Below are 12,504 nucleotides of genomic sequence, written 5' to 3'. Positions count from 1 at the left end.
GGCGGCCCGGCACCCAGGTGCCCGGGCCGCCGTCGGCCGTTAATTGCCTGCTCAGTCCAGCAGGCTCTCGGATGAGGCGACTGATTCGTTGTCTGTGTGCATAGTGACCACCACGTTGATCCTTCGGCCTTCCAGAACCACCGGGAGCCAGTGGTCGGCGTCCTGCCACATGCGGTCCACGGGCAGCGTATCCACCCGGAACCACTCGGGCAGGATCTCGTCGCTGGGTGCCGGCTCGCCCTGCCAGGTCCGGGCGGTAAAGAGGGTGGTCCGCATATTCCATTCCGGGCGGGCCGGAAAGACGAAGTGGACCGATCCGGCGTCCGCCAGGTCCTCAACCCTCAGCACCACACCGGTCTCTTCCAGGACCTCCCGGATGACGGCCTGCGCGTCCGACTCCCCCGGTTCCACGTGGCCGCCGATGCCCACGATCTTGCCCCTGCCGAACCCGGTCTGTTTCAGCCCGAGGAGTACCTCGGGGCCGCCCGGCCCGTCACGGAGCAGGAAGCAAAGGGTCACAGCGGCTGTGGTCATGCCTTCAAGCCTATGGGGTCCGGGAGTTGTCATCGGGGAAGCGCCAAGGGACGCCGGATATGCCAAGCTCTAGGTGTGACTCCCGAAACAGGACACGGAATACGGGCCGCCAGGATTTCGGCCATTGACACCCGCCTGCCGGGGTGGCTGGTGCGCAACCCTTTGTATTGGGGCTGGGCCTGGGCCTGTGTCTGGACAGCGCTCATTCTTGCAGATGAGTTCGTGAACCTGGCTGGTTGGACGTGGTACCTGCTGGTGGCAGCAGCGGCCCTGCCCACGCTGCTCAGCACCCTGGCCGTTCTCCACGTGACTCCCCGGCAGCAGGTGAAAGCCGCCCGGGAGTCGGTTTTGGGCCTGTTCTTCGTGCGGTTCCTGGCACTTGTTGCGGCCTTCATGGTCTGGGCCATCTCGGTGGTGTTGAGTGCGTCCATCTCAACCACTGTCCAAGCGGTGGCGGGAGACTCAGAGCGCGAGGTGACGGCTCTGGGCTTCACCCTGATGGCGGCCCTGGTGCCGCTGGTGGTAGCCGTCCTGTGGTTGGCGTTTGTCGCCCGGTGCGCCTGGTTCCTTCGGCGGCTTCGCGGCTGGCGGCAGGTGCCCATGCTCTCCCGCGTACCGAAATCCTTCCTCCGCGGCCGGCCACGGCTGCGCCGGGTGGTGATCGGCCTGGCACATCCCGGGCTGATGTTGGTCGCCTGCATGGGAACTTCTGTGCTGGCTTTCCTGCTGGGGCCCGTGGAACTGACCATCGAGGCCATGTTCTAGCTGTCCGCGCGACCCTGGCGGCCGGACGTGCCCTGCCTGGCGGAACGTCAGCCCAGCGCGCGGGGATGAGCGGCCGCGTAGATTTCCCGGAGCGTATCAGCCGTGACCAGCGTGTACACCTGGGTTGTGGTTACCGATGCGTGGCCCAAAAGTTCCTGCACCACCCTGACGTCCGCGCCGCCTTCGAGCAGGTGGGTGGCGAAGGAGTGCCGCAGCGTGTGCGGTGAGACGTCGCGGGTGATGTTGGCCTTCTCCGCCGCCGCCTTGAGGATGGTCCAGGCGCTCTGCCGGCTGATCCGGCCGCCGCGGGCATTCAGGAACAGCGCAGGCGTGCCCTTGCCCTTGGCAGCAAGCAGCGGCCGGCCGCGGACCAGGTAGGCGTCCAGCGCCCGGGCCCCGTAGGAGCCCAGCGGCACCAGCCGCTCCTTCGACCCCTTGCCGAACAGCCGGACAATGGCAGGCCCGGATTCCGGCCCGGCAAGGGAGATGTCATCAACGTCCAGTCCCACCGCTTCGCTGATCCTGGCTCCCGTGGAGTAGAGGAATTCAAGCAGGGCGCGGTCCCGCAGTCCGGCGGCGGTGTCCGTTCCTGCCGCCTCCAGGATGCGGGTCACTTCGTCAACGCTGATGGCCTTGGGCAGCCGTTTACCTGCCATGGGTGGGTGGACGTCGCGGGCTGGATCGGCCGGCGTGTAACCTTCGAGAGCCCAGAACTTGTGCAGGCCACGGACCGCCACCACCGTCCGGGCCGCGGACCGGACGCCCAGGGTGGAACCGCCGTCGGAACCGTCCGACAGGGCGCGGACGTAACCCGTGACGTGGTGCCGGGTGATGTCCTCCGGCCGGCCGCAGCCGGCTGCGGCAACATACCGGGCGTAGCGGGCCAGGTCCCGGCGGTAGGCTGCCAAGGTATTCGCTGCCAGTCCCCGTTCCACACCCATGTGCTGGAGGTAGTCGGTAATTGCACGGTCGATGGCGGAAGGTACAGGTGCCGGGGCAGCGGCAGCCTCCGCCGGGCCCGGTTCGAACGCCGGCGCTGCTTCAGCCGAAGGAGGGGCCATCAGCGCTGGCTGGGGTGGGCGGGCCAGGGGGCGTCGGCGGGGCGGAGGCCTTCATAGTCGTTGGCGCGGGCGGCAGCGGCAGCCAGGATACCGACGACGGCGGACGGGTTGTGCAGGCGTCCGGCCAGGACGGACGCCACGGCATCATCCAGGCCGATCCAGTGGAACTCGATCTCCGCCTCCTCGTCCGTCCGTTCGTGGCGTTCGTGGTGCGGCACTTCGGTGAGGTCACGGGCCAGGTAGATACGGATGGCCTCGCTGGAGGATCCCGGGGAATTGAAGACATCCGCCAGGACGTTCCAGGTCCCGGCAGCAAGGTCCGCTTCCTCGGCCAGTTCGCGCGCCGCCCCCACTACGAAGTCTTCGCCTTCAACATCCAGCAGGCCCGCCGGAACCTCCCAGAGGTCCATGCCCACGGGGTGCCGGTACTGCTTCAACAGCAGGACCTGGCCCTCGGCGTTCATGGGCAGGACGGCTACGGCGCCGGGATGGTCGATGTAATCGCGGGTGAGGGCGTCCCCGGAGTCCGAGAGCTGGAAGGTGTCGCTGACGACATCCCAGATCCTGCCCTGGTAGACCTTCTCCGTTGACAAAAGACGGCGCGGGCTTGGTGCATCCGAAACCTGTTTGGCAGGGGTGGCTTCAGGTGTACCAGGCATCGCGCCGTCCTTTGTGTGTTCTATCGACTACTTAGCGGTAACGGTACCCGATGCCGCATGTTCGCCGGCCGGGGGCACAGCCGTGTCGGCAACGCCCTCCTGGCCTGCATCCTGGCCGCCCGCGTTCTGGTGGCCTGCGTTCTGGTGGTCAAGTGCAGCCTTGACCAGGCCGGCGAACAGCGGGTGCGGGCGGGTGGGCCGCGAGCTCAGCTCGGGATGGGCCTGCGTGGCCACGTAGTACGGGTGCACGTCGGCGGGCAGCTCAACGAATTCCACCAGCTTGCCGTCCGGGGAAGTGCCGGAGAAGACCAGGCCCTTGTCCGCGATCTGCTGGCGGTACTTGTTGTTCACCTCGTAGCGGTGCCTGTGGCGTTCGCTCACGGTGGTCTTGCCGTAGGTTCCGGCGATGACCGAGCCTTCATCCAGTTTGGCTTCGTACAGTCCAAGGCGCATGGTGCCGCCAAGGTCGCCGCGGCCTTCCACGTACTCCAGCTGCTCCTCCATGGTGGCGATCACCGGGTACTTGGAGTCCGGCTCGAATTCGCTGGAGGAGGCACCCTCCAGGCCCACCACGTTGCGGGCGTACTCGATCACCATGCACTGCAGGCCGAGGCACAGGCCCAGCACGGGCAGCTTGGTTTCGCGGGCAAACTTCAGGGCGCCGAGCTTGCCTTCGAGTCCACGGATGCCGAAGCCGCCGGGAACGCAGATGGCGTCCACGCCGTCGAGGGCCTTGACGGCGCCTTCGCGGGTCTCGCATTCGTCGGACGGGACCCAGCGGATCTTGACCTTGGCCTCGTTGGCGAAGCCGCCGGCACGCAGCGCTTCGGTGACCGAGAGGTAGGCGTCAGGCAGGTCGATGTACTTGCCCACCAGGGCAATCTCGACGTGGTGCTTGGGGTTGTGGACGGCTTCAAGCAGCTTGTCCCAGCTGGTCCAGTCAACGTCCTTGAAGGGCAGGTCAAGGGCCCGGACGATGTAGGAGTCAAGGCCCTGTCCGTGCAGGGTCTTGGGGATGTCGTAGATGCTGGGGGCGTCCGCGGCGTTCACCACGGCGTCGATATCGACGTCGCACATGCGGCCGATCTTCTCCCGCATGGCCTCCGGCACTTCACGGTCCGAACGGATCACGATCGCCTCGGGCTGGATGCCGATGGACCGCAGCGCGGCCACGGAGTGCTGGGTGGGCTTGGTCTTCAGCTCCTGCGAGGGGCCAATGTACGGCACCAGGGAGACGTGCAGGAAGAACACGTTTCCGCGGCCGATGTCCTGGCGGACCTGGCGGGCGGATTCGAGGAACGGCTGGGATTCGATGTCGCCAACGGTGCCGCCGATTTCGGTGATGATGACGTCCGGGGCGTTCTTGCCCTCGGCGGGCAAACGCATGCGGCGCTTGATCTCATCCGTGATGTGCGGGATGACCTGGACGGTGTCCCCCAGGTACTCGCCGCGGCGTTCCTTGGCAATCACCGTGGAGTACACCTGGCCGGTGGTGACGTTCGCGGACCCCTCGAGGTTTTCATCAAGGAAGCGCTCGTAGTGCCCGATGTCCAGGTCCGTTTCGGCGCCGTCGTCTGTGACGAAGACCTCGCCGTGCTGGAAGGGGTTCATTGTGCCCGGATCCACGTTCAGGTAGGGATCGAGCTTCTGCATTGTCACGGACAGGCCGCGTGCCCGGAGCAGGTGACCAAGGCTGGACGCCGTCAGTCCCTTACCAAGCGAGGACGCCACACCGCCGGTGACAAAGATGTGCTTCGTCGTCTTGGAGGAGCCCGGGAACCGGGAATTTACACGGGAATTTGATCGCTGCACCACGGAATTCGAGCCTATCATCAATTCGTCCCTCCCGTGGTTGTCCCTGTCAGGCCCGCTGGGGCAGGAGCTTGGCGTCATCCAGGAGTTCCTGGGCGTGGGCCTGCGCGGTTTCGGAGTCTTCCTGGCCGGCCAGCATCCGGGCGAGCTCACGGACCCGCTCCGGGCCGTCGAGGAGGCGGACGTCACTGGAGGTGAACCCGGTGGCGGTGCCGCCGTCGGCTCCCCTGACGGAAGTCTTGGTGACGGTGATGTGCTGGTCCGCGAACGCTGCCACCTGCGGCAGGTGCGTGACCACCAGCACCTGCACGTGGCGTGCCAGCATGGCCAGGCGGCGGCCGATCTCGACGGCGGCGCGGCCGCCCACGCCGGCGTCCACCTCGTCGAAGACGAAGGTGGGGACGGGATCGACGGCGGCAAGCACCACTTCGATGGCCAGCATGACGCGGGACAGCTCACCGCCGGACGCCCCCTTGCCCAGCGGCCGGGCCGGGGCGCCCGAATGCGGCCGCAGCAGGAAGCTGATGTCGTCCGCGCCGTGAGGGCCCAGCTGACCGGTCGGCTCGAGGTTGATCACCAGTGTGGCATCGGCCATGGCCAGGGCCTTGAGCTCCGCACTGACGCGGCCGGACAGGTCCTTTGCGGCCTTGGCGCGGATCCTGCTGATGCCCGCTGCCTGCTTCTTCAGATCCGCCTCGGCGCGGACCACCTCAGCGTCCAGGGCCTCGATGCGGGACGAGTCGTCCTGGAGCTCGTCGAAGCGGACGCGCGCCTGCTCCGCCCACTCCAGCACCTCGTCGATGGTGGGGGCGTATTTCCGGACCAGTTTGGCCAGCGCAGCGCGCCGGTCCTCGATCTCGGCGAGCCGCTCCGGGCCCTCGGAGTCCAGGCTGGCCTGGTAGCTGGCCAGCTCGGCGGCGATGTCAGTAAGCAGGAAGCCCACCTCGGCCAGCCGGGCGGCTGCGGAGCCCAGCTGCGCATCGTGCTCGGACACGTGCTCCAGGGTCCGCTTGGCGGAGTCCACCAATGTGGTGGCGTCACCGGCTTCACCAAAGTCCTCGGCAATGAGTGCCTGGTGGGCGGTGCTCGCGGCGATCCGCAGTTCCTCCACGTTGGCAAGCTTCACGGCCTCGGCCTTCAGGAGCTCATCCTCCCCCGGCTGCGGATCCACCTCGTCAATCTCGGCAAGGGCAGCCTCCAGGGATTCAGCTTCGCGGAGCCTGTCGCGGGCGGCGCTGCGGAGGTTGTCCAGCTCGGCCTGGCTGGACTTCCACCGGCCATACAGCTCCTGGTACGCGGCCAGTGGACCGGCCAGGGTGTCGCCGGCGAACTTGTCCAGGGCTTCACGCTGCGCCGTGGCACTCTTGAGCCGGATCTGGTCCGACTGTCCGTGCACCACCACCAGGGTCTCGCCGATCTCAGCCAGTACGCCCACGGGTGCAGCACGGCCGCCCAGGAAGGCACGGCTGCGTCCATCCGCACCAAGGCGCCGGGCCAGGATCAGCTCTGCGCCGCCGTCGAACTCTTCCGCCTCGGCACCGGCGTCCAGGGCACGCGCAATGGCCGGGTGGCCGGCGTCGAGCTTCAGGACTGCTTCAGCGGTAGCACTCTTGGCGCCGCTGCGGACGGCCCCGGCATCCGAACGGGCGCCCAGCAGCAGGCCAACGGCGGTGACCACCATGGTCTTGCCGGCGCCGGTTTCGCCGGTGACGACGCTCAGTCCAGGGCCGAGCGGAAGCGTTGCGTCGGTGATGACGCCCAGATCGCGGATTCTCAGTTCTTCAAGCATGGATTCACTTTGCAGTCGACGGATCGGGATCGCTGTCGGAGTTCTCCACATGCGGCACGGGCAGCGGCGGCATGGGCCGCGGCGTCCGCACAATGGGGATGGGGCCGGTGTGCACGGCGTCGGACTTGGGTACCGGCCCGCGCCAGCCGTGGATGGGCAGCTCGAACTTGCGGACCAGCCGGGCGGAGAACGGCGTCTGGTGGGTGCGGGCCAGCCGGACAGGAGTGGCGGACTTGGTCACTTCCACGCGGGCTCCCGGCGGCAGGTCCACCGAGCGCCGTCCGTCGCACCACAACACGCCCTGGGCGTCGGTCCGGCCCAGCACCTCCACCGCAAGCTTCGACCTGGGCGACACCACCAGGGGCTTGGCGAAGAGTGCATGGGCGCTGATGGGCACAATGACCAGGGCCTCCACCTCCGGCCAGACCACCGGACCGCCCGCCGAGAACGCGTAGGCCGTGGATCCGGTGGGGGTGGCCAGCACGATGCCGTCTGAGCCGAAGGACGTCAGCGGGCGCTCGTCCACCTCGGTCACGACTTCGAGCATGCGTTCGCGGTTGGCCTTCTCGATGGCGGCCTCGTTTAAAGCCCAGGTGTGCCAAATCTTCTGGCCGCGGACCCAGACCTGGACATCGATGGTCATCCGCTCTTCAACCGTGTACTCGCGGCTGGCAACCCACTCCACGGTCTGGGCAAGGTCCGCCCGCTCGCTTTCGGCCAGGAAGCCCACGTGGCCCAGGTTGACGCCCAGCAGCGGCACATCCACCTCACGGACCAGTTCGGCGGCCCGCAGGATGGTGCCGTCACCGCCAAGGACCATGACGAGTTCCACATCGGGCAGCTGGACGTGGTCGTGGAGGACTTCCACCGGCTGGGCCAGGTGCCCAAAGAACCTTTCCATGTCCCCCAGTTCGGACTCCTGCATCACTGGGACCATGCCGGAGGCGTGCAGCAGGGCGCAGGCTTCCCAGGCGGCTTTCAGTGATTCCTCGCGGCCGGTGTGGGCAAGGACCAGTACACGCCTGCTCATCAGGTTCCGCTCTCTAGTGGTTAGGCCAGATTTGTCCGAGCAACGCAGCGGCTGCTGCCTCTCGCTCTTCGATCTTAGGCAAGTCTTTGCTGATCCTGCGTTTTATCCACAGGAAGTATTCGACGTTTCCGTCCTGCCCCGGCAGCGGACTGGCCGCCAGCCCGCAAAGGTCCAGGCCGGCGTCGAACGCTGCCCTGGCCACCTTCTCCACGGCCATCCGCCGCTCACGCTCCGAGTTGACCACGCCGGTGCGGCCCAGGCGGTCCTTGCCGATCTCGAACTGGGGCTTGACCATCAGCACCAGGTCGCCGCCGGGTTCGGTGCAGCCGGCCAGTGGCTGGACCACGAGGGTGAGGGAAATAAAGGACAGGTCGGCGACGGTCAGCGCTGCCGGGCCGCCAATGTCTTCCGGCGCCATGTACCTGACGTTCATGCCTTCATGGACGTCCACGCGGGGGTCGTCGCGGAGGTGCGGCACCAGCTGGCCGTGTCCGACGTCGACAGCCACCACGTGCGCGGCACCCCGCCGAAGCAGGACATCGGTAAAGCCCCCGGTGGAGGCGCCGGCGTCCAGGCACCTCTTGCCCGCCACCGAAACTTGGGGGAAGGCGTCGAGGGCCCCGGCCAGCTTATGGCCCGCGCGGCTGGCGTAGCTGTCCTGGTCATCGTGTTCGACGGCGAGGTCCCGGCTGTCATCAACCTGGAGGGAGGCCTTGGCGAGGACGTGGCCACCGGAGCTGACCTTGCCTTCGGCGATGAGCGTCGCGGCATGGGTGCGCGACCTCGCCAGCCCGCGTGCCACCAGTGCCTGGTCGAGGCGAACCGGCATCAGGCTGCACCCCCGGCGGGACCGGGCAGTGTGGAGCCGGTCCCGGTGGGGGCGGTCTTTGCGGGATCAGCACCTGCTGGATCGGCGTCTGCAGGATCGGTGTCTGCGGGATCGGCGTTGAGGGCGGCCAGCAGTTCATCGTGGAGGTCGTCGTAGACGGTCCCGTGGTCCGGGACAGGGAGCCCGGGCATGTCGAAAAGCCTGGCTACGGCCTGCGCAACCCGCGGATCGGTGAGGTCCATCCCGCCTGGCTGCGGCCACTCCGGGGCCGGCTGGGCTGTCGCGTCGTCCGGTTCGGTCAGCTCGGTCATTCAACCAGTCTAGTGATCCAGCCACACCAGCTTGGGCGCCTTCGGGGCTGCGGCGTCCGGCGTCGCCGCCCACCAGGCCGCACATGCGGCCCGCCAGGAGTCGAGCTGGTCCTGGCTGCCAATGATGCCCACGGCTCCGTTGGCCACGCGCGCCGTTGACTGGCCGCACGTATACGTGCCGTCGTCGTGCGTCACTTCGGGGTACGGGCGGTGCAGGCCGGCCAGGTTTTCGATGATGTAGTTGGGCCGTTCCGCAGACCTCGCGGCCAGAATGGTTTCGCGCGTGTCGACGCCGGTCAGGACAGCAACGGTGGCAAAGCCCGCGTTGTTGCCGCCCAGGATGTCCGTGTCCAGCCGGTCGCCGACCACCAGGGGACGCTCGGCCCCGAGGCGCTTGGCTGCCGAATGGAACAGCGGAGCTTCGGGCTTTCCAGCAACCTTGGGCTGCTGCCCCGTGGCAGCAGCGACAGCGGCAACCAAGGTGCCATTTCCCGGGGCGATGCCACGCGCCTGGGGAATGGACATGTCCGTGTTGGTGGCCACCCAAAGCGCCCCGGCGGACACCACGTAGGTGGCCTCTGCCAGGTCCTTCCAGCCGATGGTTGGGCTGAAACCCTGGACGACCGCGACCGGTTCCTCCGCCTGGCTGCCCACCGGCACCAGGCCCACCAGTTCAATTTCGCGGGCAAGCGCCGTGCTGCCCGTGATGAGGATCCTGGACCCTGGTGGAAGCAGCGAGGCCAGGAGCTCGGCTGCCGCCTGCGAGGAACTGACCACCTGGTTGTCCTCGGCGGGGGCACCAAGCTCACGGAGATGCGCTGCCACCTCCGCCGGGGAGCGGGAGGCGTTGTTCGTCACATAGCCCAGGCCGATACCCAGGCCGGAGAGCTGCTGCAGTGAATCCACAGCTCCGGGAATGGCGTGGGGCCCGGCATAGACCACGCCGTCCAGGTCGGCGAGCAGTGCGTCGAAGCGGGAAACCAGTGAAACGTCACTCATGCTTGTCAGTCTTCCCGGCGTTCTTCATCATGCTGGGTGGCACCGCTGTCCTCCGCTTCGGCATCACCGGCAGCTTCGGAATCCAGCTCGTCCCGTTCCACCGAGTCCTGGTCCGATTCGGCGTCGTCGGAGACGAAGTAGTCGGCGTCCTGGTCGTCCAGGTTGCTGTCCTGGGCTGCTTCCGCTTCGGTAGCGCGGGTGCTTTCAGCTTCGGCGTCTGCGTCACCGGCGGTGGGGGTTTCAGCGGGAGCTTCGGTTTCGGCGGCGCCGGAGGCACGCTCCAGCAGCCGGCGTCGCTCAGCCTCTTCCCGTGCCTCTTCTTCCTCGTCCCAGCCGAGGTCGATGATTTCGGGTTCCTGGTCCGCACCCTGGCCCAGCGCGTTTTCTGCCACGACCGCCTGGCGGTTCCACTTTTCCGACTCTTCCTGGCGTCCCACCGCTGCAAGTGCATCGGCGTAGGCACGGAAGAGTCGCGGACTGTAGGAGAAGGCACGGTTGATGTCCAGCTGCGGAATCTCCAGTTCCGCTACTGCCGCGTCCAGCTGGCCCAGATCGGTCCGTGCACCGGCTGCCACGATTGCCAGTTCCACCTTGCCGGGCGCGTCAAGGTCCCGGGCTTCCTCCGAGCGGGCAACATCGAGGGCACGGTCGGGGCGCCCCAGGCCACGCTCGCAGTCGGCCATCACGGGGAGGTGCACGTTGGAACCACTGATCCGGCGGAAGGTGCGGAACTCGCGGAGTGCCTCACCGTAATGGCCGGCAGCATAGGCCGTCAGGCCAACGGCCTCGCGGACGGCTGCGAGCCGTCCGCCACGACGACTGGCGGCGAGGGCGTGCTGGAAGGCAAGCTCGGGCTCGTCGTCGATAAGGCGGCCGGCCATCACCAGGTGACGGGCAACCCACTCTGCGCTCTTGGGCTCAAGGGTCTTGATCTGGTGGTGCGTGGCTCGGTCCAGTTCCTTGCCCGTGACGTCCTCATCGATCTCGGGTGAGCGTTCCCGGTCAGGGCGGTTGGCGCTGCGAAGGTCTGCGGCGTTGGGCACGCGGACAGGGCGCTCCTCCTGGCGGTCGCGGCCAAAGCCGCGGGGGCCGGAGCCGCCACGACCTGATTCGGCCCGGGAGTCGCCGCGGTCGAAGCTGCGCGGTGCGGGATCCTGCCTGTCACCAAACGGCTTGCGGTTCTCGCCACCGAAGCCGCGGCGGTCGCCTTCGCCTTCGCGGCGCGGACGGTCACCGAAAGGCTTCCGGTCACGGTCACCACCGCCAAAGCTGCGGCGGTCGCCCTCACCGTCACGGCGCGGACGGTCACCAAAGGGCTTACGATCACGGTCGCCGAAGGGCTTACGCTCACGATCACCGAAAGGCTTACGCTCACCGCCACCAGTACCACCGGTGAAACCACGACGGTCACCCTCGCCGTCGCGGCGGGGACGGTCACCAAACGGCTTACGATCACGGTCGCCGAAAGGCTTCCGGTCGCGGTCACCCTCACCGTCACGGCGCGGACGGTCGCCAAACGGCTTACGATCACGATCACCAAACGGCTTACGATCACGATCACCGAAAGGCTTCCGGTCGCGGTCACCCTCACCGTCACGGCGCGGACGGTCACCAAACGGCTTACGATCACGATCACCGAAAGGCTTCCGCTCACCGCCACCAGTACCACCGGTGAAACCACGACGGTCACCCTCGCCGTCGCGGCGGGGACGGTCACCAAACGGCTTACGATCACGATCACCGAAAGGCTTCCGCTCACCGCCGGCCCCGGAACCGCCGCGGGAGGGGCTGTTGCCGTCGCGGTCGGAGCGGGACCGGAATCCGCGGGGATCCCCGCCGGAGTTGTTGTTGCCGCGGAACGCGCCGCGGTCGTTGCCGCGGTTGCCCCCGTTGTGCTCGGCCATATGGATTCCTCCTGTTGTGAGCCGACCACTGGCGCAACTGCAGCCGCTCGTTTCGTTTCCTACGCAACCCGAAATCAAGCGCTTCGAAGTCCGTACATCTTCATCAATTCTAGTGGAGCCGCGAAATCCCAAGGGACAGCGGGCCCCTTGGGAGCGGTATCGTGGCCATCTTCACAGGCGACGCCCCATCACATCCTGCCCGTTTCCGCGGGATGCGCCATCACATCCTGCCCGTTCGCCGGCCACGCCTCATCACTTCGTGAGAGTCTTCTGTCGTGGCGCGGGACCTGGTGACGCGTCACCGGTGAGGGGACGAAAGCTGATGGCGCGTCTCCGGTGAGGGGACGAAAGCTGATGGCGCGTCACCCACAAACCGCACAGGACCTGATGGCGCGTCACCGGGCCCAGGTGCGGGATCGTGTTGTGGTGTTGGTGGGTTAAATGTGGGAGGCCCCAACCTGGTGGTTGGGGCCTCGACCAATGTGTGTCCGGCGGTGACCTACTCTCCCACACCCTCCCGGGTGCAGTACCATCGGCGCTGTGGGTCTTAGCTTCCGGGTTCGGAATGGGACCGGGCGTTTCCCCCACGCTATGACCGCCGTAACCCTTGTACCCGCCCGCCCGGTGTTTTTTCGGGGGTGGGAAGACTCGTGGTTACAACATTGTGGTGTTGTTATTCAGTTGTGGTGGTTCCGTGCCGTGACAACCCGTGTGTAGGGGGTTGTTGGTTGGGAACCACATAGTGGACGCAAGCAGAGTTTTGTATGTATCTGTGTGGTGTAAGTTGTTGGCCTATTAGTACCGGTCAGCT

The 12,504-nt window shown here is 67.1% G+C and carries 11 protein-coding genes and 1 rRNA gene; 1 reads left to right on the top strand and 11 read right to left on the bottom strand.

The window, feature by feature from the left end; genetic code table 11:
* Positions 1 to 51: 51 nt before the first annotated feature.
* Positions 52 to 534: an 8-oxo-dGTP diphosphatase gene (locus tag FB478_RS00060; protein ID WP_144599563.1), complete on the bottom strand. Its 483-nt coding sequence runs from the start codon at positions 532 to 534 to the stop codon at positions 52 to 54.
* Between the two features lie 75 nt (positions 535 to 609).
* Here FB478_RS00060 and FB478_RS00055 point away from each other — a divergent pair, with 75 nt between their 5' ends.
* Positions 610 to 1,299 carry a hypothetical protein gene (locus FB478_RS00055; protein ID WP_261377324.1) on the top strand — a complete coding sequence of 230 codons (690 nt, stop codon included), beginning with the start codon at positions 610 to 612 and terminating at the stop codon, positions 1,297 to 1,299.
* A 47-nt stretch (positions 1,300 to 1,346) separates the two neighbouring features.
* On the opposite strand, the gene xerD is transcribed toward FB478_RS00055, so the two are convergent.
* From xerD to rrf, 10 genes are all read right to left on the bottom strand, one after another.
* Positions 1,347 to 2,360, bottom strand: a complete 1,014-nt coding sequence (xerD, locus tag FB478_RS00050) for a site-specific tyrosine recombinase XerD (RefSeq protein WP_018772009.1) — start codon at positions 2,358 to 2,360, stop codon at positions 1,347 to 1,349.
* Positions 2,360 to 3,019, bottom strand: a complete 660-nt coding sequence (locus FB478_RS00045) for an NUDIX hydrolase (RefSeq protein WP_018772008.1) — start codon at positions 3,017 to 3,019, stop codon at positions 2,360 to 2,362. Before FB478_RS00045 ends, xerD begins: the two co-directional genes overlap by 1 nt.
* 27 nt (positions 3,020 to 3,046) lie before the next feature.
* Positions 3,047 to 4,852, bottom strand: a complete 1,806-nt coding sequence (locus FB478_RS00040) for a CTP synthase (protein ID WP_144599561.1) — start codon at positions 4,850 to 4,852, stop codon at positions 3,047 to 3,049.
* A gap of 28 nt (positions 4,853 to 4,880) precedes the next feature.
* The gene (gene recN / locus FB478_RS00035) at positions 4,881 to 6,620 is read right to left on the bottom strand and encodes a DNA repair protein RecN (protein ID WP_018772006.1); all 1,740 of its coding nucleotides are present in this window, start codon (positions 6,618 to 6,620) and stop codon (positions 4,881 to 4,883) included.
* A 4-nt stretch (positions 6,621 to 6,624) separates the two neighbouring features.
* Positions 6,625 to 7,650 (bottom strand): NAD kinase, encoded by a 1,026-nt coding sequence (locus FB478_RS00030; RefSeq protein WP_018772005.1) that lies wholly within the window; start codon positions 7,648 to 7,650, stop codon positions 6,625 to 6,627.
* A gap of 13 nt (positions 7,651 to 7,663) precedes the next feature.
* Positions 7,664 to 8,479, bottom strand: coding sequence for a TlyA family RNA methyltransferase (locus FB478_RS00025; RefSeq protein WP_144599559.1), 816 nt, complete (start codon positions 8,477 to 8,479; stop codon positions 7,664 to 7,666).
* Entirely contained in the window at positions 8,479 to 8,790 is a 312-nt protein-coding gene (locus tag FB478_RS00020; protein ID WP_186447700.1) for a hypothetical protein, read from the bottom strand. Before FB478_RS00020 ends, FB478_RS00025 begins: the two co-directional genes overlap by 1 nt.
* 9 nt (positions 8,791 to 8,799) lie before the next feature.
* Positions 8,800 to 9,789, bottom strand: a complete 990-nt coding sequence (locus FB478_RS00015) for an HAD-IIA family hydrolase (protein WP_056389678.1) — start codon at positions 9,787 to 9,789, stop codon at positions 8,800 to 8,802.
* Between the two features lie 5 nt (positions 9,790 to 9,794).
* Positions 9,795 to 11,693 (bottom strand): hypothetical protein, encoded by a 1,899-nt coding sequence (locus FB478_RS00010; protein WP_144599557.1) that lies wholly within the window; start codon positions 11,691 to 11,693, stop codon positions 9,795 to 9,797.
* A 486-nt stretch (positions 11,694 to 12,179) separates the two neighbouring features.
* Positions 12,180 to 12,296, bottom strand: a 5S ribosomal RNA gene (rrf, locus tag FB478_RS00005).
* Between the last annotated feature and the right edge of the window lie 208 nt (positions 12,297 to 12,504).

It is taken from the genome of Arthrobacter sp. AG367, assembly GCF_007828995.1.
Classification (GTDB): Bacteria; Actinomycetota; Actinomycetes; order Actinomycetales; family Micrococcaceae; genus Arthrobacter.
This window is presented reverse-complemented; position numbering and strand designations above follow the sequence as displayed.